This is a genomic window from Thalassotalea sp. Sam97, assembly GCF_041379765.1.
Taxonomy (GTDB): Bacteria; Pseudomonadota; Gammaproteobacteria; order Enterobacterales; family Alteromonadaceae; genus Thalassotalea_A; species Thalassotalea_A maritima.
On the sequence record NZ_CP166919.1, the window covers coordinates 1,880,491 to 1,904,574 of the forward strand.

Annotated in this window: 23 protein-coding genes; 8 read left to right on the forward strand and 15 right to left on the reverse strand. The window is 43.9% G+C overall.

The genetic code is table 11. The features are described from left to right. Positions 1-166: 166 nt before the first annotated feature. Entirely contained in the window at positions 167-2,191 is a 2,025-nt protein-coding gene (locus tag ACAX20_RS08495) for a prolyl oligopeptidase family serine peptidase (RefSeq protein WP_371185414.1), read from the reverse strand. Between the two features lie 165 nt (positions 2,192-2,356). Next, the gene (locus tag ACAX20_RS08500; protein ID WP_371185416.1) at positions 2,357-3,886 is read right to left on the reverse strand and encodes a fumarate hydratase; all 1,530 of its coding nucleotides are present in this window, start codon (positions 3,884-3,886) and stop codon (positions 2,357-2,359) included. A gap of 304 nt (positions 3,887-4,190) precedes the next feature. Here ACAX20_RS08500 and pabB point away from each other — a divergent pair, with 304 nt between their 5' ends. From pabB to ACAX20_RS08520, 4 genes are all read left to right on the forward strand, one after another. Beyond that, on the forward strand, positions 4,191-5,615 hold the full coding sequence (gene pabB, locus ACAX20_RS08505; RefSeq protein ID WP_371185418.1) for an aminodeoxychorismate synthase component I: 1,425 nt from the start codon (positions 4,191-4,193) through the stop codon (positions 5,613-5,615). A gap of 353 nt (positions 5,616-5,968) precedes the next feature. Continuing rightward, entirely contained in the window at positions 5,969-6,541 is a 573-nt protein-coding gene (locus tag ACAX20_RS08510; protein WP_371185420.1) for a CoA pyrophosphatase, read from the forward strand. A 131-nt stretch (positions 6,542-6,672) separates the two neighbouring features. Then, on the forward strand, positions 6,673-8,049 hold the full coding sequence (locus tag ACAX20_RS08515) for an L-serine ammonia-lyase (RefSeq protein ID WP_371185422.1): 1,377 nt from the start codon (positions 6,673-6,675) through the stop codon (positions 8,047-8,049). Between the two features lie 250 nt (positions 8,050-8,299). Then, positions 8,300-9,151, forward strand: coding sequence for an ADP-ribosylglycohydrolase family protein (locus ACAX20_RS08520; RefSeq protein ID WP_371185424.1), 852 nt, complete (start codon positions 8,300-8,302; stop codon positions 9,149-9,151). A gap of 124 nt (positions 9,152-9,275) precedes the next feature. Here the strand turns inward: ACAX20_RS08520 and ACAX20_RS08525 are convergent, their stop codons facing one another. The 3 genes from ACAX20_RS08525 to ACAX20_RS08535 form a co-directional block, all read right to left on the reverse strand. Continuing rightward, the gene (locus ACAX20_RS08525) at positions 9,276-9,590 is read right to left on the reverse strand and encodes a DUF6693 family protein (RefSeq protein WP_371185426.1); all 315 of its coding nucleotides are present in this window, start codon (positions 9,588-9,590) and stop codon (positions 9,276-9,278) included. Between the two features lie 110 nt (positions 9,591-9,700). Beyond that, entirely contained in the window at positions 9,701-10,042 is a 342-nt protein-coding gene (locus tag ACAX20_RS08530; protein WP_371185427.1) for a hypothetical protein, read from the reverse strand. A 37-nt stretch (positions 10,043-10,079) separates the two neighbouring features. Beyond that, the gene (locus tag ACAX20_RS08535; protein WP_371185428.1) at positions 10,080-11,051 is read right to left on the reverse strand and encodes a hypothetical protein; all 972 of its coding nucleotides are present in this window, start codon (positions 11,049-11,051) and stop codon (positions 10,080-10,082) included. 239 nt (positions 11,052-11,290) lie between these two features. On the opposite strand from ACAX20_RS08535, the gene ACAX20_RS08540 reads away from it, so the two are divergent. From ACAX20_RS08540 to ACAX20_RS08555, 4 genes are read left to right on the forward strand one after another with little or no spacing between them, the layout of a single operon-like run. Next, a complete protein-coding gene (locus ACAX20_RS08540) occupies positions 11,291-11,650 on the forward strand; it encodes a VOC family protein (RefSeq protein WP_371185429.1) in 360 nt (119 codons plus the stop codon). Positions 11,651-11,677: 27 nt separating this feature from the next. Continuing rightward, positions 11,678-12,271, forward strand: a complete 594-nt coding sequence (locus ACAX20_RS08545) for a DUF2238 domain-containing protein (protein ID WP_371189624.1) — start codon at positions 11,678-11,680, stop codon at positions 12,269-12,271. A 13-nt stretch (positions 12,272-12,284) separates the two neighbouring features. Continuing rightward, the gene (locus tag ACAX20_RS08550) at positions 12,285-12,632 is read left to right on the forward strand and encodes a 5-carboxymethyl-2-hydroxymuconate Delta-isomerase (protein ID WP_371185430.1); all 348 of its coding nucleotides are present in this window, start codon (positions 12,285-12,287) and stop codon (positions 12,630-12,632) included. Between the two features lie 56 nt (positions 12,633-12,688). Next, a complete protein-coding gene (locus ACAX20_RS08555) occupies positions 12,689-12,952 on the forward strand; it encodes a hypothetical protein (protein ID WP_371185431.1) in 264 nt (87 codons plus the stop codon). 29 nt (positions 12,953-12,981) lie between these two features. Here ACAX20_RS08555 and ACAX20_RS08560 read toward each other — a convergent pair whose 3' ends face one another. The 10 genes from ACAX20_RS08560 to ACAX20_RS08605 form a co-directional block, all read right to left on the reverse strand. Then, positions 12,982-13,785: a tRNA-uridine aminocarboxypropyltransferase gene (locus tag ACAX20_RS08560; protein WP_371185432.1), complete on the reverse strand. Its 804-nt coding sequence runs from the start codon at positions 13,783-13,785 to the stop codon at positions 12,982-12,984. A 21-nt stretch (positions 13,786-13,806) separates the two neighbouring features. Further along, entirely contained in the window at positions 13,807-14,286 is a 480-nt protein-coding gene (locus tag ACAX20_RS08565) for a YcgN family cysteine cluster protein (RefSeq protein ID WP_371189626.1), read from the reverse strand. A 214-nt stretch (positions 14,287-14,500) separates the two neighbouring features. Further along, entirely contained in the window at positions 14,501-15,541 is a 1,041-nt protein-coding gene (locus ACAX20_RS08570; protein WP_371185433.1) for a lytic transglycosylase domain-containing protein, read from the reverse strand. 5 nt (positions 15,542-15,546) lie between these two features. Then, positions 15,547-15,837 carry a YcgL domain-containing protein gene (locus ACAX20_RS08575; protein WP_371185434.1) on the reverse strand — a complete coding sequence of 97 codons (291 nt, stop codon included), beginning with the start codon at positions 15,835-15,837 and terminating at the stop codon, positions 15,547-15,549. 181 nt (positions 15,838-16,018) lie between these two features. Next, on the reverse strand, positions 16,019-17,161 hold the full coding sequence (rnd, locus tag ACAX20_RS08580) for a ribonuclease D (RefSeq protein WP_371185435.1): 1,143 nt from the start codon (positions 17,159-17,161) through the stop codon (positions 16,019-16,021). 141 nt (positions 17,162-17,302) lie between these two features. Next, the gene (gene fadD / locus ACAX20_RS08585) at positions 17,303-18,958 is read right to left on the reverse strand and encodes a long-chain-fatty-acid--CoA ligase FadD (protein WP_371185436.1); all 1,656 of its coding nucleotides are present in this window, start codon (positions 18,956-18,958) and stop codon (positions 17,303-17,305) included. 328 nt (positions 18,959-19,286) lie between these two features. Continuing rightward, positions 19,287-20,162: an alpha/beta fold hydrolase gene (locus ACAX20_RS08590; RefSeq protein WP_371185437.1), complete on the reverse strand. Its 876-nt coding sequence runs from the start codon at positions 20,160-20,162 to the stop codon at positions 19,287-19,289. Positions 20,163-20,316: 154 nt separating this feature from the next. Continuing rightward, positions 20,317-21,036 (reverse strand): M50 family metallopeptidase, encoded by a 720-nt coding sequence (locus tag ACAX20_RS08595; RefSeq protein ID WP_371185439.1) that lies wholly within the window; start codon positions 21,034-21,036, stop codon positions 20,317-20,319. Continuing rightward, positions 21,036-21,737 (reverse strand): tRNA (adenosine(37)-N6)-threonylcarbamoyltransferase complex dimerization subunit type 1 TsaB, encoded by a 702-nt coding sequence (gene tsaB / locus ACAX20_RS08600; RefSeq protein WP_371185441.1) that lies wholly within the window; start codon positions 21,735-21,737, stop codon positions 21,036-21,038. Before tsaB ends, ACAX20_RS08595 begins: the two co-directional genes overlap by 1 nt. Positions 21,738-21,902: 165 nt before the next feature. Beyond that, positions 21,903-23,888, reverse strand: a complete 1,986-nt coding sequence (locus tag ACAX20_RS08605; protein WP_409351152.1) for an ATP-dependent DNA helicase — start codon at positions 23,886-23,888, stop codon at positions 21,903-21,905. Between the last annotated feature and the right edge of the window lie 196 nt (positions 23,889-24,084).

The following is a 24,084-nucleotide window of genomic DNA, read 5'->3' on the forward strand; positions in this document are numbered from 1 at the left end:
TTTTATTGAGTTACAGGTATTTATTTTACATGCGCCTGAATAGACTCAGCGGTTAACTTGCCCATTAACCGCCCCATAAAAAATCCCAGCGTGCCAATTAGCAAAACGCTGGGATTATCGTAAATAACCTTAAAGGGTTAGTCTATCACTTGGATGATGACCTGAGTTATTGCTTCAGGTACTTCTCCATCCAAGCAAATACTTCACGGTACCATTCTTTTAAATTATCAGGGTTACGAATATGGTGATCTTCATCTGGGAACATCACCAAACGTGAATCAATGCCTTTGCGTTGTAAGGTTGTAAAGGCGCCAAGACTTTGTCCGTACGGTACACGGAAATCCAGCTGACCTTGGATAACCAACATTGGCATTTTCCAGTTATCAACAAAGCGTGATGGATCAAATTTGTCGTAAGATTCTTTGTTTTTCCAATAAGGACCACCGAAGTCGTGCTCAGGGAACCAAAGCTCTTCGGTGACATTATAAAAACTCTTCATATCGAACAAGCCCGCATGGTTAACAATACAGTTAAAACCATCTGACCAATTACCCATGATCCAGTTCATCATGTAACCACCGTAAGAGGCCCCAAGTGCACAGGCTTTATCACGGTTTAGCCATGCTTCTTTGCCAACGATATAGTCCATACCCTTTTGTAAATCTTCTAATGGCTTACCCCCCCAATCACCGGTGATTGAGTCAGTAAATGCTTGGCCATAACCGGTAGAGCCGTGGAAGTCGATCATTACCACACCGTAACCTTGAGCGGCCCATAGTTGCGCATTCCAACGATAGTGGAACATATTACCAAAGCTGCCTTGTGGACCACCATGCACTAAGAACGCTATAGGATAGGTTTCACCAGCTTTAAAATTAGCAGGCTTTACCCAGTAACCGTGCACATCTTCGTTATTCCAGCCTTTGAACGTAAATTGCTCAAAATCACCCATAGTGACGTTTGCTAAGATGTCTTTGTTAACTTCTGTCAGCTGTTTTAACCCATAGCCATCTTTGCGAATACTGTAAATATCAGCAGGGCTTGCGAGATTATGACGAGTGAAATATACGGTATCAGCTGAAATTGAAACATTACCGGCATAACCGTCGTTAAATAGACTGGTCACTTCGCCAAAGTTCAGGTTGATTTTGAAAATCGATTTTTGGCCAACGTCTTGTGCCACCGCGATAACCGAGCGGTTATCGGTATCAAACTGGAAACTGGCAATCGAGCGGTCCCATAGCTCTGCGACTTTCTTTACTTTGCCGCTACGTAATTCTTTCACCGTAAGAGTAAATTTATCTGACTCATATACTGGCGTGCTCATGGCTTTCCAAGCTAAGAACTTACCATCGGCAGAATAGCGAGGCATCGCATCCCACGCTTTGTTATCGACCGTCAAGTTGGTTATTTCGTCGTTGTTTAAATCAAATTCAAAAATATCCCAATTCGTTTGCCAGGCATGATCAACACCCGGTATTTTTGCAGAAAAGGCCAGTTTATCACCACTGACATTAAACGAAACTTGCCCCATGCCTGCAAAGTCAGTATCCCAGTCAACCATAATATCTTTGGCTTTACTGGTTACTTTACCTTGCTCAAGATCAGCGATAAAGATGTGACTATTGTACTCATCAAGCCATTCATCCCAATGACGCACCATAAGGTTGTCGTAGGCACGCGTGTTATGCTTTTTCGCAGCATCAGCAGCTTTAGCATCTAAGGTACATTGAAAATCAGCGCACCCTGGTTTTACAGTAAACGCAAATGCGCCTTTCTTACCATCATGGCTCAGCTTGTATCCTTCAACAGCCAATGGAAAATCAGTCACTTGACGTGCTTCACCGCCGCCGACAGGTAAGTACCATAGCTGGCTTGTGCCTGAGCGAGATGATAAGAAATAAATGCCCTTACCGTCTTTGTCCCACGTGACGGCACTTTCACTCGCTGAGTGCGAGGTCAGCTGACTAACGGCGCCACTTTCAATATCACGCAGATATAAATGGTTGCTGCCTTTTTGCTGACCTTTTCGAATACCGTAGACCAAGCTTTGACCATTTGGTGAGATGGCCACATTATGTACTTGATTTAAACTGTTTAAGGTATCAACAGTTAATACCTCTGATGTATTTGCCAGTGCTGATGCACTAGTGCCCAGTGCGAGCGACATCAATAATGCTTTTTTATTCATATTCAATTCATTCCCCAAAGCATGCGACGGTTCACATGTTGTGATCTTTGTTTAGCTGTTTAATTAAACGATTAACGCTGAATGTCATCGATATTGGTCTATTTATGTCTGCCTTAAAATGCAAAACGCACCTATATTGAGGTGCGTTTAACAAGATAAGACGAATTATTGACTCAATTTCTCATCAAGCTCTGCAATTTTCGCTTGCCAAATAGCAGGTCCCGTTACGTGTGCTGATTCGCCTTGGCTATCAACCGCAACCGTTACAGGCATATCTTCTACTTCAAACTCATAAATGGCTTCCATACCCAGCTCTTCAAACGCAACAACGCGAGATTTCTTAATTGCTTTTGATACTAAGTAAGCCGCACCACCAACAGCCATTAAGTACACTGACTTGTGGTTTTTGATGGTTTCAACGGTTGCTGGTCCACGCTCTGCTTTACCAATGGTGCCTAGCAAACCTGTTTCCGCCAGCATCATCTCGGTAAATTTATCCATACGCGTCGCCGTTGTAGGGCCAGCAGGGCCAACCACTTCATCACCTACCGCATCCACAGGGCCTACGTAGTAAATGAATTTGTTTTTGAAGTCAACGCCTTCAGGTAAACCTTCACCCGATGCTAATAACGACTGAATACGCTTATGCGCTGCATCGCGACCGGTTAAGATCTTACCTGACAACAACACAGTTTCACCGGTTTTCCAACTGGCGATGTCTTCTTTGGTGAGATTATCAACGTTAACACGGCGTACATTTTCGCCAACTTCCCAGGTCACTTCAGGCCATTCTTCTAATTTCGGTGGCGTTAAGTTCGCAGGACCTGAACCGTCTAAGTGAAAGTGAACGTGACGCGTTGCCGCACAGTTCGGGATCATCACCACCGGCTTTGATGCTGCATGGGTTGGTACCGATTTGATTTTCACATCAACAACCGTTGTTAAACCACCTAAGCCTTGTGCACCAATACCTAACTTGTTCACACGGTCAAAGATTTCTAAACGCAATTCTTCTTCCGCGTTTTGTGGACCGCGATCAATAAGCTCTTGAATATCGACCGGATCCATCAAACTTTCTTTAGCAAGCACGCCCGCTTTTTCCGCAGTACCGCCAATACCTATACCTAACATGCCCGGTGGACACCAGCCCGCGCCCATGGTTGGCAAGGTTTTAACTACCCAGTCTGCAATCGAGTCGCTTGGGTTTAACATCACCATTTTGGTTTTGTTTTCTGAACCACCGCCTTTAGCAGCAACCATCACTTCTATTTGATCACCAGCCACCATGTCAATGTGCACAACCGACGGCGTGTTATCTTTGGTATTAATGCGCTTACCGGCAGGATCGGCAACAATTGATGCGCGTAATGGATTTTCTGGATTGGTGTAAGCACGACGAGTGCCTTCATCAACCATTTGTTGCACGGTCATGTCGGTTTTATCCCACTTAACATCCATACCAATTTTCACGAAACAGGTCACAATACCCGTATCTTGACAGATTGGACGTTTGCCCGTGGCTGACATACGTGAGTTAATTAAGATTTGCGCAATGGCGTCTTTCGCCGCTTGGCTTTGCTCTTTGTTATATGCGACTTCAAGCGCTTTAATATAATCTAGAGGGTGATAGTAAGAGATGTACTGCAACGCATCTTCAATACTGTCGATAAAATCTTGTTGCTTTATAACGGTCATAATCTTCTCGTTTATGCTTTTGTGCGACCTTCGTGTCACACAGACACCTGAAATGATCCGGGAAATGCTTTCTCTCATGCCATTGAATATGCGCCATACGACAAGGCACTATGAACATAAGCGACCGCAGATAGCCCGACTTTTTGACAAAAATTTGCAGGTATCATACCTATCTATCGGCGTTATCTCAATAACCTATATTCAATATGTTAACCATGAAGACAATGCCTTTTTGCTTAATTCAATGGCGATGTTCTGCTACAATGCGCTGCATTAAATCTAAATTAACTTAAACGTCTGATTCGTGAACGCAAACCGACCAAAAAACGCTCACAGCGCTAGTGATTTTCAGTTGCGCACTAGGCCCTTGCCGTTAGTGGCTGACATTGAACTTGTTGCTAAGGCTTTCGCCAACCAAGCTTGGACTATCTGGCTTGACAGTGGCCATAGTGAACATCGTGATAGCTTATATGACATTCTGGTATTTGATCCAGATGTCACTATCACCACCAGTATCACCAGCAGCAAAGTAGTAAATAACCGAACCGGTGATTTATTGGTTAATAACGATGATCCATTAACCATTATTGATGAGCAAATGGCTAAGTTGTTTGTCGATGGTTGCGAAGAACAAGCCGATTTGCCTTTTGTTGGCGGTGCGGTTGGTTATTTTGCTTATGACTTAGGCCGTCGCTTTGAAAACTTACCAGCGACGAGTTTAATTGACATCAGTTTGCCGGATATGGCAATTGGTATTTACTCCAAAGCGTTAGTCTACAACCGTAAAACCAAGCAATATACCTTGCTGAGCTGGCATGACGATTTAGCTGATTTGGCCAAGATGATCACCAACACTATCAAGGCTGTGGATTGCGCGGAACAAAATGATAATCGCTTTCGTTTGCAAACCGACTGGCGGGCCAACATGAGCGAGTCAGCCTACCGGCAAAAATTCTCCCAAGTACAAGAGTACTTGCTCAGCGGTGACTGCTATCAAATCAATTTAGCGCAACGTTTCTCTGCGCTTTATCAGGGGGATGAATTTGTCGCTTATCAAACATTAAGGCAAGCTAACAATGCCCCCTTTTCGGCGTTTATGCGCCTTGAACACGGCAGTATTTTAAGTGTTTCGCCAGAGCGTTTTTTAAAAATTTCTGAGCAACGCGTGGAAACCAAACCCATTAAAGGCACGCGCCCACGCTCACACGATCCAATTATCGATAAGCAAAATCAAGACGATTTACAGCATGCGCCGAAAGACCGAGCTGAAAACTTGATGATTGTTGACTTACTGCGTAACGATATCGCCAAAGCCTGCGTTGCGGGTAGTGTCAGAGTGCCATCATTATTTGCTATAGAAAGTTTCCCTGCGGTGCACCATTTAGTTAGCACCATCGAAGGTAAACTTGCCGCTGATAAGCACCCAACGGATTTACTGCGAGGCGCTTTTCCAGGCGGCTCCATCACCGGTGCCCCGAAAATACGGGCGATGCAGATCATCGAAGAGCTTGAACCACATAGACGCAGTGTTTACTGTGGCTCGATTGGCTATATATCGGCCTGTGGCAAAATGGATACGTCGATCACCATTCGTACCCTCGTTTGTGAGCACAATACCATTCATTGTTGGGCTGGTGGCGGATTAGTGGCCGACTCGCAAGTTGATAGTGAATACCAAGAAACCTTCGATAAAGTGGCTAAGATCTTGCCTACATTAAAACAATTGTAATAGCCCATAAACCAAGCTGTTCATAAAAAGGTCTTGCCACTGCGATTACAATAAGCATTCAAAGCGCTAGGGCTTGTAGACCTTTATTTAATGATTAAACGGGGAGATAAGTTCGGTTTAATCAAGGCTAAAAGATGGTGTTTAGTCATCTAAATGGATCCATGTTGACGCAGAGTAAATCGATTTTAGCCTCAGCCCAAAAGGCAATGGCTATTTTTGGGGATAACCAAACGTTGCTCACTCTGCTTTGCTATTACAAAAAATAGCTCATTGTAGAAAATACAAATAAAGGTCAACACACCCTTTACCTTTTGCTATCCTCAAGATAACAACCCATAGTATTGTTATGGTTTATGGATAAGCAGCAGTTTTTACAAAAGTTTAGTTTTCAATCCCTTAATAAAATCGACAATGCCTATGAGCATGCCGGTCATTTGCGTCAAGCCAGTGTGTTGATCCCTATCGCGGTGACAAACAGCGGGCTGCAAGTTATTTTAACCAAACGTGCAGCTCACCTAAAACACCACCCTGGGCAAATCAGTTTCCCCGGAGGAAAAGTTGAAGCGAACGATGCCAGCCCGCTTGCTACAGCCCTACGTGAAGCACATGAAGAAATTGGCTTAGCCATAAGTGATGTCGATATCATTGGCCAACTGCAAACGCATCACGTCACCACGGGGTACGCCATCAGTCCATTTATCGGCTTTATTCCTGATGATTACCCATTTGTTGTCGACCCTGGGGAAGTAGCCGAAGTATTTCAGGTGCCATTCGAGCATTTTGTTAACGAAGACAATCATGTTTCATTTTATGTGCAACGGGCAAATCGTACGCATAATGTCCATTTTATGCCATATTTACACTACAACATCTGGGGAGCGACAGCGGCTATATTGAAAGATTTAGTAACGCATCTGAAAAGATAGTAATATTTGATAGATAGCGTTAAAATCCGAACATAATTTCAATAATACGGCGCAATACGAACTAATATTCATCCAGATGTTTATGCTGACGTTCATTATAAGCGCTCCCTAACAATTGTTCAGGTAACAAGATGATCAGTGTATTTGATATGTTTTCTATCGGTATCGGCCCGTCAAGCTCGCATACCGTCGGCCCAATGAGAGCGGCCAATCGTTTTATTGAGTCGTTAAAACAAGCGCAACAATTTGACCACGTAACCCGCATTAAAGTGGAGTTATTCGGCTCGCTTGGACAAACCGGTATTGGCCATGGTACGGGTAAAGCCTGTATCCTCGGTTTACACGGCGAAGCACCGGAAACCGTTGCTGTTGAAAAGATCGATAGCATTTTAGAGCAAACGGTTGCTAGCGAACAAATCATGCTCAACAACGAACGCTTAGTCGCTTTTCCTAAGGACGATGCGATCATTTATCATCGTCGTAAAACTCTGCCAGCGCATGCCAATGCCATGACCATATTTGCTTATGCTGGTGACGATATGCTACTTGATAAAACCTATTACTCAATCGGTGGTGGTTTTATTGTTGAAGACAATGAGTTTGAAAAAGAAAAAGACAAAGCTTTGTCATTGCATAGCAATATCGAGCGCCCTTATCGATTCTCAAGCGCCGATGAACTGCTGGGCTTGTGCGATGAAACAGGTCTTAGTATCAGCTCCATTATGATGGCCAACGAAAAGTGTCTAAATGATGAAAGCTACATTCGTGACGAATTAATCAAAATCTGGCAATGCATGTATGCATGTGTTGAGCGCGGTATGAATACCGAAGGTACCCTACCAGGAGGTTTAAAAGTAAAGCGCCGCGCCCCGAATTTATACCGATTATTGGCTGTCGAAAAAAGTAACGACCCACTTAGCGCCATGGACTGGGTCAACTTATTCGCCTTAGCTGTGAACGAAGAGAATGCGGCAGGCTCGCAAGTGGTTACTGCACCGACCAATGGTGCGGCCGGCATTTTGCCTGCCGTACTTTGCTACTACGATAAATTCGTTAAGAAAGTATCAGACGAAGATTGTATTCGATACTTATTAACCGCCGCCGCCATTGGTATTTTATACAAGACCAACGCCTCAATAAGCGGGGCCGAAGTTGGTTGCCAGGGCGAAGTAGGTGTTGCTTGTTCAATGGCAGCTGGGGCTTTAACCGAAATTCTTGGCGGTAGCCCAAAACAAGTGGAAAACGCCGCCGAAATTGGCATGGAGCACAACTTAGGGCTAACCTGCGATCCGGTTGGCGGCTTAGTGCAAGTGCCTTGTATTGAGCGTAACGCCATGGGTGCAGTAAAAGCCATTAACGCGTCGCGTCTCGCGATGCGCGGTACCGGTACGCAGAAGGTCTCCCTTGATAAGGTGATAAAAACTATGTGGGATACTGGTCAAGACATGAAGACCAAATACAAAGAAACATCGCGCGGCGGTTTGGCCGTTAACATCATTGAATGTTAATCGCCACTATCTCTAAATAACATGAAAAACGGTAGCAGTCGCTACCGTTTTTATTTGCACGACCAAGCAACTGTCAGTCATGATCACGCCAACCATAACCCATGCACCTTAACGATGGTCGAATATTCTTCTCTCTGTCATTTCCTGCTTGTATCGCAAGAGCCTTTTAAACTTGAAATAAACGTTGAAAGTCACCATGTAACAATAAGTTAACAACAGGGAATAATCGTTCAAATTACTGGGAAATGTCATGCTCATTGAACTAGCCATCGCCGATGCCTATGCGGCCGCATTCGAATTTACCGACCTTGATTATATTGATCAGCACCATTGCATGGCGCAATACCTCCCCCACCCTATTGATTACACAGAGGCTGGTCACTATACCGATGATACGCAAATGAGCATGGCCATCGCCGAATTGTTATTAATTCATGATGTTTGGCACCCCATAACCATTGCCGATCAGTTTGTTAAGGTTTACCACCGCGATCCCATTGTCGGTTATTCAAGTGAGTTTGAATCATTACTTACTGACGTACCTGATGGTGAACAATTGCTCGCAAAACTTAACCCGCACAGCGAACGAAATGGCGCAGCAATGCGCTCGGTACCGCTTGGCTTGCTCAGTGACAAAGAAGAGCTGATTGAAAAAGCCGAAATGCAAGCGAAAATCACACACGATAGCGATGCGGGCATATTTTCAGCAAAAGCCATCGCCTTAGCTGCACATTATTTTGCTTACAATCTTGGTGAAAAATCACAGCTTAACCGTTTTCTTGAAACAGAATTGTTTATGCCGGTGGATAATAACAAAACAACACCGTGTGCATGCGATGGCTATGATACCGTCGATGCGGTGGTCACGGTACTCATGAAATCGCGCTCGCTAGGTGAAGTCATTGATATCGCGGTTCGCATGGGTGGCGATACCGACAGCGTCGCCGCCATCGCTTGTGGAATCGCATCGCTATCAAAGCAATATCACAACGACCTATCAGAGTTTTTCTATCAAGACTTTATTGGGAGTAACCATAGCCAATATGGGGCAAGTTACTTATTGGACCTAGATAACAAGCTGCGTAACAAATTCTTAGCTTAAGCATTTTGTCAGAAAACCAACAAAGCCTCATTAAAAAGCAATAAAATAACTAACGACATTTGACGACCGATAAGCGCCAACCAAACGTTAGACAGTTGTCTTTTATTTTTTATTGGTGAACGAATTACTCTATTGTTGTATTGTTTAATGAGTAATTCCATACCTTGTAGAAGTAGAAAGCGTAACCTAGCCCCAACGTCAGCAGAGAAATAACAATCCAAAGAATTACGTGACCTATATTCCCGAACATATCGGTATGGCATAGCATTTTTCTTGGATTTCCGTTCTCATCAATAACCATGGTACGATTGATAACGAACTTTGAAAATGAATATGGGAAAAAGAATACAGCAATCCCAAACGTCAATAGGGTCAATATAAACCAAATAATTAAGTGTCCTAAAATATCAATCGTTCCAACATCCGCTTGAATTCTCATTTTTGCTCCTTGCTATCATTATTCTTTGACGATTTCGTATCAGCCAACAGGCTGACGTTTAAGTTACAGTTTGCTTGGTGATTATTCACGACGCATGCCGGACCGTGAAATTAGGCCTGCTTGCTTATATGCTGTTGATTTTCTGACAAGTTTGAAGGGCATTGCTGCTGATATTCAAGCCAATGCACAGTATTTTTATATATAACAATGCTACCGGCATATAGCGTCGTGGTTATTGGTAAGGAAAGCCCCACCACAGCGAGACAGGCAAGCGCGGCTTCATTTTTCATACCGTCGCAAATGAGCGGTAGGTCCTTACCAGCTTTGTCGTATTTTATTTTATAGGTATAACTGGTGGTATCACATCCCTTATGCGCTTTATCGATAACAGGTTTAGCCACACAACCATTAAGCAGCAGGAAAGCCGCCAACAGCCAATAGTGTTTGGTCATTAATTTTAGCTCCGGCAGCGCTTACATCTTTGCATGCTTAATCTTCAACAGAGCACACGAACGCTAATTTATCGCCTTGCTCATTTACCGCTAAGCGGGTTACTTTACCGCGGCAACTTGCGCTCATATCGGCAAAGGGTTGCCAATTTTCTGACATATCTTGTGGTGTTATTGGCGATTTCCAATCGTTATTTTGCATAATAACGTTACCATGTGCTGATAATAAACGACCATCCGGGTGCCAAGCATAGTACATGTTATCATCAGGTAGCGTGGTATGCTCTGATACCGAATTGGTGTCTGCGTTATACACCTTTAACTGCCAGCGCCCTTGTTTCTCCTTGGTATAGCTAAAACCTTCCTGGTTCGGTACAGAGCGTAACGTACGGCCAATATTGGTATCAACCAAGGTACTTTTTCCTGTGCGTACATCCGCTCGCTCGAGTCGCATCGGTTCACCAAGCACAAATAACAACAACTCATCAGCGTTTAGCCACACATGATAGCCAACGTCATACACTTCGGGTAACAAGACTTCTCCCATCAAGGTTTTTCCTTGCGGATCGCCACTGTTATACGGATAGCGGTGCAATAATTGCTTGCCAGAGCGCCCTACTCTGATCACACTAAAATGCTCACCATCTGGGGTAATCGTTGGCGAATATTCACTGGCTAATGTGTTGGTTAAATTAATCGTTTGCTGAGTAGTTAAGTCAAAACGCATACTGTCGGTTTGCACTTGCTGTTGTTCACCGTTATCAATAGAACCAATGGTAAACATCGACGTATACAACAAAGCTTTATCAACTTTTGAAAAGTGTGGCTGATTATCATAGCCCACTCGATTCGTAATATTACGTACATTCGTCACCTTACCTTCGACGATGTCCGCTACAATCAGCTCATCTTCCACAGCCTTTGCCGTCAATGTAAACGAAGACAGCAAAGCACCAGAAACTAACAGCGTCTGTACACTGCGACACGCGATATGACGAGATAATGAACTCAAACACGGCAAGCTAAACACAACAAGACTCCCATTTTAGTATTATTTTTATTATCAAATTGCGATATATGCATTAACTCTCAAGGAATATCAACTTAAAGTCAATGGCTTAGCACATTTAAAGCATGACACTGGCAACTCATTTACCTATATTCCCTGAGCCAGTATGATGTGCTTGGCTAGCAAAAGTAATATTGCTATGGTAGAGCAATACACACTTAGCCCATAGAGAAACAACAACCGTGACACAACATCATAAGATCAACTATGTAGAGCTACCATCTCAAGATCTCGATAAAACCAAGCAATTCTTTAGCACTGTCTTTGCATGGCAATTTGAAGATTACGGTCCCGATTACACAGCTTTTGCCAATCAAGGTATAGACGGTGGCTTTTTTAAAAGCGCGTTAGCATCAACCACTTCGCAAGGGGGCGCGTTAATTGTGCTGTACAGCGACAACCTAGAGCACACTCTAGGGCAAGTTAAAGACGCTGGCGGACATATTATCAAACCGATTTTTGATTTTCCTGGTGGGCGACGTTTTCAATTTTTAGAGCCTGGCGGTAATGAGTTTGCTGTCTGGTCCAAGCCTTTGCGCTAAGGAAGCGGCATGTTTACAAAGCAATATATCAAGTATGTTTGGCTCGTCATTTTTGTAACTACGCTTATTTGGTCAGGGATCGATCCAAAAGATCAATTCACCTGGTTTCTCGAGGTACTACCTGCGCTAATCGCGGCTGTTTTAATCATCGCTACATATAAGTCATTTAAGCTAACGCCATTATTGTATTTTTTCATATTGCTTCACTGCGTGGTACTGATGATTGGCGGTCATTATACCTATGCCGAAGTGCCTTTTTTTGACGGTTTGTTGGGTAGTGAACGCAATAACTACGATAAAGTCGGTCACTTTTTTCAAGGTTTTGTTCCAGCTCTCGTGGCCAGAGAAATTTTAATTCGTAACTCGGTAATTAATGGAAAGTACTGGTGCCACTTTCTGGTGATTTGCGTATGCCTAGCATTCAGTGCCTTTTATGAGTTGATTGAATGGTGGGTAGCACTGGCCAGTGGTGAGGACGCCGACGCCTTCTTGGGTACCCAAGGGTATGTTTGGGACACACAATCAGACATGGGCTTTGCCTTAATTGGCGCGATATGCGCGTTATTAGCGCTATCTAAATGGCACAACCATCAACTAAAACACAAAACAGCGCATTCATAATACAAGGATCCCCATGCCACATTTTATTATTCATTGCTCAGACGATATTCTCCAATCGATGCCACAGAGTGAGTTCAATCAACACGTATATTCTGTTGCAGCTCATTCTGGCCTATTTGTTTCAGGCGACATAAAAGTGCGGGTGCAAGCCTTTTCGACTTACTTAGTGGGTGAGCAACAACAGTCTTTTATCCATGTGTTTGCCAGTATCATGCAAGGCAGAACCGTCGAGCAGCGTGCTGCTTTATCAAGGGCCGTGGTCACAAAACTGACCTCATTGTTTCCAGATACACCGAACATCGCGATGAACGTCGATGAGTTTGAAAAGGCTACCTATTGTAATAAAGCAATGTTAGGGTAAATGTTCTATGGTCTGCGTAGTCTGTCTATAACGTACAATAAAATAGGAAAAATAACATGTATGAAGCGCTATTAGTGCCCATCATTTGTATGTTAGCTGGTTCGTTCTTTGTTGTCCGTAATTTGCTACACATACTGCATCAAGACAAATTATTGCATTATCTCAACACAAGTCCTAAGGCAATTTGCTTGGTTAAACATGTTGGTATCGACAAAGCCGCCACGATCGCAAAACGTTATTTACTACCAATTGGTATGCTCGTCGGTTTGGCTATTTTGGGGGTAGGTATCACCTCTTTGACGGTGATTGCATCGGCGTAATCACCGTGCTTGGCTACACGCCGCTGTTTTTATGTTCGCGTCTCTAATTGCTCAATGAATGCCATGTAACGTTCAATCGAACTGGGATCGCCTCTATTGGTTTGCATCACGCCGCGCTGATATTGATAGCTGAACAATTCAAACCACAGGTTTAAATGACAAGCGGCCTTGTTTTGCTCAAACAGCGCCAATGCGACAGCAGCAACTTCAGCCGTGGCTAACTGCCCTTCTTGCACCGCTTTGCGAACCTGATACCGCGAATCAAATACTCGCTCAATGCCGACATTAGTCATGGCTTTTATATCGACAAGTTGCTCAGCCAAGGCATCGACATTAATACTTAACATAGGTAAGTGGTGTAAATACGCACTCTTACGATACATTTTTTTTGCTTGTCGCCAGGTAGCATCAAGCAAAATCAGTAATGGCGTTTTATCCGTATCGACAATAGCATTAAGCTGTTGCTGACTCTCAAGAACGAGTTGCCCTGGGTTGGCGTAGTCTTTTGGAAACACCACAAACGGCTGATATTGAGGATCGGATATTAACGTAAGTAAACCTTCATTAACGTCGGTGCGATGCCACAAAAATGCATGCGTATCGTCAATCACATCGGCAATTAAACGACCGGTATTGCTTGGTTTTAACACCTCATCGTCATACATCAATAGCGCAAAAGCCACCTTAGTGTCGCTTACTTGTCGCCATTGGCAAATACAATACTGAATATTAAGGCGACACAGCTCACAGCGCTGAGTTTTCGCACCACGGGCTTTAAACGGACGCGTGCTTATCGATTTTCGGTATTGATACAGTTGCTGAACCGCATGCATGGTTAAAGACTCTAACTCGGTTTAATCGATATCGTCAGTTGGCCAAGTGACGATGTGATCTTCATAATCTTGCAGATCAACATCATCATCTTTAAATACTTTGCCACGTACCGACATGCCTGCTGTATGCATCGCCGATTTTTTGCCTTTGTTTAATAACGGGTGCCAGCTTGGCATACCTCGACCTTCGTGCAAACGACGGTAGGTACAACTTTGTGGCATAAAAAAGATATCTTGCAGGTTGTCTTTGGTTAGTTTTACACAATCTGGCACCAGTTTGGTTCGCTCTTCGTAGCGCGAGCAACTGCAACTGCGATCATTAAGTAGATGACAAACAACGTTGGTATAAATTATCTCCTCGCCTTCACGAATATAGTCGGTAGGCACCTGTATACCTTCATCTGGAAGCTCAGCATCATCAGGATGCTCTTCTTCAATGATTTTGTGCAAACAGCACTTACCACAACCATCACAGAGCATCTCCCACTCTTGCTCGGTCATTTCTTCTAAGCGTTTAGTTTGCCAAAATGGCTCGATGGTTTGCTTGGCCGATTTTTTCGGTGCTTGGCGTTGGCGATTTTTTTTACTCATGGTGTGTCTAATCGTATCAGTGACTGTAAAAAGCTAGGCTATAAAAATTAGGCTCTTTGTGTGCTGAGCATAGTCATTCACAAAGTGCCTAAGTATACCACTCACATGGCCATATCCGCAGGGGTTATTTATCAAATTTAATGCGGTCTGCGAGGTGACCAACTGACGTAACAAAGTAATACGATAGGTTCCAATGCATCAAAACCTTGTAGTTATCGTACGCTAAATAAGCTCGGCCTCGCTCACCGTCAGGAAAGACCATGGCCGCTTTGATGTCGACTTTCGGTAAATCACCGCCATTGTATTTTCTTACCCCAAGCTGTTGCCATTCACTCAAACTTTTCTCAGTGCGTTGCCAATGCGCTAACCATTTTTTTCGGCCACCAGTACGTTGCGGGATAGCCAATGAATAATCAAAGTTTTCCGGCAATTTCACTTGCCTTGCCCAGGTGATCTCGTCATTCCAACCCACGGTTTTTAAATAATTGGCAATCGACGCAAAAACATCCGAGGTATTGTTCCAAATGTCTTTTTTACCGTCACCATCGCCATCGGCGGCATACGCTAAAAACGAGCTTGGCATAAACTGGTTGTGGCCCATGGCACCAGCCCAAGAGCCTTGCATATCGTCAATGCTGATATGCCCTTGCTCTAAAATGGTTAAGGCATCAAACAGTTGGTTTTTGAAAAAGGTTTCGCGACGACCATCATACGCTAAGGTTGCTAACGCAGAAACCACATTGAACTTACCGGTAAAGCTACCAAAGCTCGACTCTAAGCCCCACAAAGCAACGATAAATCGCGGTTGCACACCATATTGTTTACCTACCGCGGTTAATTCTTTGCGGTACTTTTTCATCATTTCTTTGGCTTTTTTAACGCGGTACTCTGATACGCGTTTAGGGATGTAGGTCTCTAATGTTTCAACTTTCTCTGGTTGACTACGGTCGGCTTTAACCGCGCGCTTATGGTAAGTCACATTAGCAAAGCTACTTTCTACCAACTGCTCACTAAACCCTTTAGCAATGGCTTGTTGCTTAAGTTGGTCAACGTATTGTTCAAAACTCATCTCTCGGCTTTGATGAGTAGGTGCCGCTGTTGCCATCGTTAATGGTAACAACGTCGTGCTTGCAATAAGGGAGGCAGCCAAGAGGCGTGATAACATAATGCTTACTCCATATCAGTATCTTCAACACCTAAGTCTTTGCGGTGTTGTTTCAATAAATCTTCTTTCGGCGGTGGTAATTGCAAATAAAAGCCATTATCGGCAAGTTCTACACGGACTTTATCAATATCTGCCATGCCCAGTTTATCACGCTTAGCAAGATTGACTAAGGTCACCAACATTGGCGTGCCAAACATTTGCATTAATGGTTCAGGCACCTTGGAAAAATCATCTCGCTTGGTGACAAATAGGTAAGTGTCCGCTTTTTTAGAGCTCTTATAAACAACGCAAATCATAGTAAAGTGTTCACAACATCTGAAGTGGGAATGGATCTCAATATACCATTAACGCCGAACCGCTAAAAGTCCGACTCTAGGATATTGAACAAGTTCAACCAGAAGTGGTTAAATTATCGAAACGTTTGCAGAGCCTACCACCAATCGCGGGAGCGGCTCAACAACACGATTACGTCGTTAGTTACAACGACGCTAAAAACGTTCTAAGTTCGTCACCAATAAGCTCATCGCGCCAGCCATTTAGCAGTTCAACATCCACTAACTGTTGGCCGTTAATTTGCCAATGCCACATAAGTAACTGATGAATTTGTTTTTTACCGGCTAGAACGGCAGCATCAAGTCCCTTTTGTTCAGCAAGATCTTGTAGCTTAGTCTTAATTAACTTAAAGGTTGCTTTGTAATTGGGGTAACTATCAATGCGGGTAAGCTGTGCGGGGTATTGACTCGCATCAAGTTGATTAACATGCCTGAGCACATTCAACATTGCTTTGCCTTTATGACGTACATCAAGAATTTCAATACCTTCAATGCTCGCCATCGCACCAACATTTTTCGGATTACGTTGCGCTAGTGCGAACAAGGTGGCATCTTTCGCCACAAACGTTAGCGGTAAATTTCGCTTTACCGCTTGCTCATAACGCCAAGCCATTAAGTGTTGCAAACACGCCAGTTGCAACGGCTTAAATTTCCATGCGGACTTATTGTCTAGATAAAACGTCATCGGCTCAACTGGGCGAAACTTCTTCTCGATTTGGTATTCGCTTTCCGCTAACGCTTGCTGATAGAAGCCCGCCTGCTTAACATCGTCAATTATGCGTTCACTGATCTCAAACAAATGCGCTACATCTGCTGCCGCATACTGAAGCTGTTTGTCGCTTAGTGGGCGCTTTAACCAATCGGTACGCGACTCACTTTTATCAAGCTCGATGCCTAAGTAATGTTTTATCATGGCGGCATAGCCCATCGATAATCCATGACCTAAAAATGACATGGCAACTTGGCTATCTAGCATGTTCATAGGTCGACAATTGCCGCTGCGCAAAAACACTTCTAAATCTTCAGAGCACGAATGGATAAGCTTCATTACCTTAGGGTCTTTCAGCAATTGCCAAAACGGGCTTAAATCATCGATTGCCTCTGGATCGATAAGGGATAAATGCTCACCATCGAAAAGCTGCAGCAAGCCTAAATTTGGAAACAGTGTTCGTGTTCGTACAAACTCAGTATCGACAGCAACCAAAGGTTTACTTGCAGCCTGAGTACAGCATTGCACTAAACGGTCAAAATCATTGATATAGGTATATTGCACGGTAAATCTCGGCATTATTGGTTGCGCATCAGTGTCGTCATTGTTCACTTTAATGTCAACCGGATTTCATTCAACAAACGGCCGTTCATCACCAATTGCTGAAATACTATACAAACAAAAAAGCCCGGCACAAACCGGGCTCAATAAAACCTTAAGTTAACGTAGTTCACGTCGTAAAATTTTACCTACGTTGGTCTTCGGTAACTCATCTCGAAACTCAACCAGCTTCGGTACTTTATAAGCGGTTAAGTTAGCCTTACAGTGCTGAATAATATCTCGTTCAGTAAGATTAGGATCACTTTTCACCACAAATACTTTGACAATTTCACCGCTCACTTCATGCGGGACGCCAACGGCGGCACATTCAATAACCGCATCATGCTCGGCAACGACTTCTTCAATTTCGTTCGGAAATACGTTAAAACCAGAAACGATGATCATGTCTTTTTTACGATCAACAATCGTGAAAAAGCCATTTTCATCCATCGTCGCGATATCGCCGGTTGCGAGCCAACCGTCTTGTAAAATCTCGTCAGTCGCATCGTCACGTTTATAGTAACCTTTCATGACCTGTGGGCCTTTGACTTGCATCTCGCCTGGCTCGTTAATACCGACTTCTTCGCCCGCATCGTTGACAATGCGCACATCAGTCGATGGGGCCGGAATACCAATAGAGCCATTGAAACCTTCTTGGTTATACGGGCTAATGGTTACCAGTGGTGAACACTCGGTTAAACCATAGCCTTCCAGTAAACGGGTTTTAGTAATTTGCTGCCAGCGATCAGCTACCGGGCGTTGCACAGCCATACCACCACCCAACGATACTTTTAATTTACTAAAATCTAAGTCTTTAAAGCCCGGTGTGTTAAGCAAACCATTGAACAAGGTGTTTACACCTGTTAATGCCGTGAACTTATACTTGCCAAGCTCTTTGATAAAACCAGGCATATCTCGTGGGTTGGTGATCAATAAATTACAACCACCTAACGTTAAAAACGTCAAGCAGTTGGCGGTTAACGCAAAGATATGATACAGCGGTAGTGCGGTAACAATAAGCTCCTCACCTGGCACAAGAAGTGGCTTCAACACCCCTTTGGCTTGCTCTAAATTAGCAACCATGTTGCGATGAGTTAGCATCGCGCCTTTGGAAACGCCAGTGGTTCCGCCAGTGTATTGCAAAAAGGCAAGATCATCGCCCGTCATGGTTACTTCGTTAAACTTACTGGCATCGCCACGCCTAAGTAGATCGTTAAAGGCTACCGTATTTGGTAAGTCATACGATGGCACCATTTTCTTAACGTAACGTACCACCATATTAACAACAAAGCCCTTAACGGCACCAAGTCGATCGCCAAGCGACGTTAAAATAACATGCTCTACTGGCGTATCCGCTAATACTTTTTGTAAGGTATGGGCAAAGTTCTCAATAATGACAATGGCTTTTGCATCAGAGTCGATTAATTGGTGCTTTAATTCCCGTGCCGTGTAAAGAGGGTTTACATTAACAATGGTAATACCGGCGATCAAACCACCAAATAAGGCGATAGGATATTGCAAGCTGTTTGGTACCATAATGGCCAGTTTATCGCCCTTTTTTAATCCAAGGGTATTTTGCAAATAACTGGCAAAGGCTTTTGCTTGTTGCTCAAGCTCAGCATAGGTAATAGAAACGTCCATATTAATGAACGCGGTTTTGTCTGCGTATTGTTTTGTGTATTTAAAAAACATCTGCGCCAACGAGTCATATTTGTCCGCGTCGATTTCAAACGGGACGCCCGCTGGATAGCTTTTTTCAAGCCAAATTTTTTCCACAGCATTTCTCCTAGAACTCGGGATTATCACTAAAAGACAACCAAATAAAGCATCAAATAATGTGACTACTCATGGTTGTATTATCCCGCTATTTTTTATTGTTTAACTGACCATACGCAGCGAAATTTACACAAACCGCTTTCATTATAGTCAAGTCTATCATTTTGGTTAACGGTGTATCTTTCCACATTAGCGTAGAAATGCAAGAGGTAAGACCAGGAAAAGCGGTTGCAACAACACCGTACGCTGAAAAATCAACCAAATCCATTAAAAAACAAACAATTCTTAGCGTACACGTATGCACTCATATGTGCAAATAGTGAGGTTGTTACCGCATTTTTGGCGGATGCTCTAAGGTATTTTCGAGCACATTTACCAACGACTTCACTGATTGCATATGACAATGATGACCGCCATTAATCGTGTGTTGCTGAAAATGACCAATGTGTGTGGCAAATACGTCGACAGCGCTTTTAATGCTATTAAAACCCGTGTCGCCACGGATCAAGGTGACATTTGCCGAAATAGAATGCATCACCTTTATGGCTTGATGGATGCCCATTCTCATTAACGAAACGGTCCGTAATCTAGGATCTGATCGCCAGCGATAACCACCAGATACCGCTTCTAATGAACGGCGAACAATTGTGCGCGCATTAATTTCATCTAAGTCTGACACTCTAACCCGTGCGAGTACCGCATCGTCAATGGTTTTATGGATGCCACTTTGTTTTTGTCGCTGTGCTTGCCTAGATAACACACCACGCTGTAACAGTGCCGCCGGATCTTCATCTTCGGTTAATAGCCCGAGCGCTTCGATAAGAATAAGGTTGCTGACTTTATTGGCGAACGCGGCGGTAAATAAACTGGCTACCATGCCCCCCATGGAATGACCTATGATACTGACTTGTTCATCTGACAAGGCCGTGAGCACTTGGTATAGATCATCGACATAATCGACGAAATGATAATAATTATCGTCGCCTCGATGACTTGATAAACCATGACCAGGCCAATCTAAGGCAATAAAGTGATAAGCATCTAATAACGGATGATGAGTCGCGCTTAGCTCTTCAAACAGTGGTGCAAAACTTGCCGCGTTATCTAACCAACCATGTAAGCACAGCACTTTGGGTTTGACTGGGTTGCCTAACTGCAAGCCTGATAGCGTTAGATGAGGTAGAGTTACGGTTATATTATCCATTGTTTGCTGCGCTCCATGATTTCAAGCATCAATGACAAAAATCGTGTTTAACATACATGACGTGATAGAAAAAGTCATCGATAAAAAGGACGCTAACAGAACCGTAGCTCAAGCCCTGTGCGCATCTATTAACACCATCGTAGCGAGTGTTGTACTAGCCCTTAGATCTTCGGTGTTGCGTTAAAACAATACGATATAGCGAAAACAAACCGATAGCGAACCAGATAAGTATCCAGACGGCTTCAGGGATCAACGTCATGTCTGCCAACGCAGCACCATCACCTCGCTGGCGATTATCAATAAGGTACAAGGGGGATTTAATGCTATTAAGCAAAACGATTAGCCCCATCAACTTAATCACGACCGATAAAACATGTGCTTGGCGCACTTTCAAGCTCAGCGCAAAAAACGAGAAAATCACTATGCAAATCAACAAGGTAAGAAAATCTCTCACCCATAACAGGGTCGAAATCACGACCAGCGCTAACAACAAATAGGTTAAATATCGTGACAGCTGTGCCTTCACATTGGCTATCGAGAATATCAATAAGCCCCACACGCTGGCACCAAAATAGCCGCTAAAGGCAATAATCGCGCCGATCCCGCCTAGCGTGGTGCATAAGCCACCGCCATTGGTGAATAGCTGAATTTGCTTGATGGCACCACCTGTTGCAAGAGCCGCGATGCCGTGGCTTAACTCATGAAAGTAGGTTTCTAACCAATTAAATGGCAATGCCACAAATGGAATTTGCTCTATCGCAATCGCAAAAATCAACAGAACATAGACGTTAGACGCCCAACGATACCAAGGTGATGCTTGCGCTGTCGACTGTGGCATTGATACACGATGTTTAGCTGGGCGAGAACTGGTCATTATTCGCGACCAGGTAATTTTTTCCAAGTCACGGTATCGCGCACATAAACAGGTTGTGCGTGTTCGGCATCCACACCTTCCCCGTTAGCAAACATACTCGCACCTAATTTCAACATCGCGCTGGCGCGCGGAAATTGTAATGCTTCATCAATATGCGGTTCTGCTAAGGCTTTTAATGTATCACCGTACGCTTGCCATGCACTACCAACACCGGCTAACGAGTGACCTTTTACAGCTTCGGCGATATGATCGCTAATGCTCGCTGGAGGCATCACCGCCTCTTCCATCAGAGGCTGCATCAAGCCATGTTCATCTGCCTGATAAACACCAACATAGGCCTCAGCCATGCGAGCATCAATCGCGCTTAGTACTAACGCACTGCCATCTTTGTCATACGCTTGCTGTGCCATAGTTTGCAAGGTTGATACGCCAACCACTTTTAAATTAGCCGCAAAAGCTAGCCCTTGTGCGACACCAATACCAATACGTACGCCGGTAAATGAGCCCGGACCTCGACCAAATACCAAGCCTTGCATATCTGCCAAAGTACAGTTCGCTTCGGCTAACAAAGCGTCGATCATAGGGAGCAACAGTAAACTGTGTGACTGCGGTGCTAATTCAAATTTTTCATACTGTTTGCCATTAAATGAAATGGCTACCGAGCAAGCTTCGGTTGAGGCATCTATCGCCAGTAAATTCACGTTCGTTCTCTTTAATGTTCGAGCATTAGCCCCTGCATAATGAGCATGTTATTCGCTTAATATTGGGCCAATACATAAAATGAAGTATGTGTTTTATTGTAACCGAAATCATATCAAGCTCTAAAGCCCATTGATAATAAATTATCGGTTAACCATCAATATGCATCAATCGCTGATGGTTGATTCTGCTGGCTGATGCAGCTGTTTTAAAAACTTAACCGCTCGATGCAATTCTCGTGTGCGTTGCATATTGGGCAATGACGAAATAAAAACTTGCCCATAGGGACGGTTGACAATACGTGTATCGCAAATCGCCAGTACACCTTTATCATTCACATCACGAATCAATCGGCCAACCCCCTGTTTTAAGGCAATCACCGCATCAGGCAGTTGAATTTGTTTAAATGGGTCGCCTCCTTGGCGGCGAACATCATCGCTTTTAGCTTGCAATAATGGTTCATCTGGCGAGCTAAATGGCAATTTATCGATAATAACGCACGTTAAATTATCACCACGTACATCAACACCCTCCCAAAAACTTGCTGTCGCTAACAACACGGCCTTGGGATCAGCTAAAAACTGTTCAAGCAATTCCGATTTAGCCATCTGTCCCTGAACCAGCAAGGCGTTATCCACATCATTCGCCAGTAACTCTGCCACTTCGTTGAGCATCCGATAGGAAGTAAACAAAATAAAGCAATTACCTTGGCTGGCTTTCACCAACGGTATGGCAATATTAGCCAAGGCTTGTGCTCGATTACGCTCATGACTTTCAGGCAAGTAGCGAGGCACTAATAATAAAGCTTGTTGCTGATAATCAAACGGGCTGTCAAGACACAAGCGTTTTGCGTCAGTTAACCCAAGTGTTCGAATAAAATGCTCAAAATCACCGTCAACCGATAACGTTGCCGAGGTAAAGACGAATGTTTGCTGATACTTTTTCATGTAAGCAATGAATTTGTCGGCCACCGACAACGGGGTTTGATGCAATACCACATGACGGCGTGTTGTTTCAAACCATAAACTGCTTCCCAATGCGCCAACATCTTGCATCAGCTCGTACTTCGCCAATAACTGCGTACAACGTTCAAAGCAGTTATCGATAACTTCGCTTCGCGACACACACATTTTTAAAACGTCATACAAAAATTTTAAGTCATCGTACAACTGCGCAAAACCCCGTTGGAACTGTGTGTATTGCAGTTGTTCCCGCCAATTGCCACGGCGCGGATCTTGCGGAAACAATAAGCGAAAATCCCCCGCTGCTCGCGATAGTTTTTCTGCCGCTTTTAATAACTGTTGTACATCAGTAAGCTCTAAACGATATTGCTGTAAACAATCGCTCGCTAGCTCCAATATTTGTCGGGTTGAAAAGCTTTGACCAAAATATTCGCTCGCGATATCACCAATTTGATGAGCTTCATCAAACACCACCAAATCGGCTTCAGGGATCAACTCACCAAAACCGGTATCCTTAAGCGCCATATCGGCAAAATATAAATGATGATTAACCACAATCACATCGGCTTCGATGGCTCGCTCACGCGCTTTTACCAAATAACAATCATCATATTGAGGGCAGTTACGCCCTAAACAATTATCAATTGTGCTGGTCACTAAGGGCAATACGATGGAGTCTTCGGCAACATCAACCAGCTCACCGATATCACCTTGCTTGGTACTGCTCGCCCATTGGCGCACTTTGACCAAATCTTGCAAGCCGTTGGCATCTAAGGCGACCGCCGATGCCCGCTTACCAGGCGTGGATGAAAAATTTTCTTCAAGGCGAAATAAGCACAGGTAATTTGAGCGACCTTTAAGCAGAGCAACTTTTGCGCCGGATTTTAGCGCTTTTTTGACAAGTGGTAAGTCTTTATGAAATAACTGATCTTGTAGGGTTTTAGTACCCGTTGAGACAATGACTTTTTTACCGCTGGCCAGAGCCGGTACCAAATAGGCGAACGTTTTGCCGGTACCAGTTCCCGCTTCGACAACGAGTGGCACCTGTTGCTGCAAGCTACCAACAATCGCATTAGCCATGTCTTGTTGTGCTTGGCGAGGTTGATAACCTTGAATAACCTCGGCTAATTCGCCATCTAATGACAGAGCGCGCTCAACTTGCAACGCAAGCGTAGACGTGTAATGAGTCAAAGCTGTCCCACAAATATTACAAAACGATCAAACAATTAGCGCATTATAACAAGCTCTGCAGGCAATGCATTGATTATCTCTTACTAACTCATCTAATGACCGAGCTCACTCGTTTGAGCAATAAAGGGAGAGCGATTGGTTAATCAGAGGTTCAACGGCTGAGTTGCTTCAAGTGCGGGGCTTGAACATAACAGCC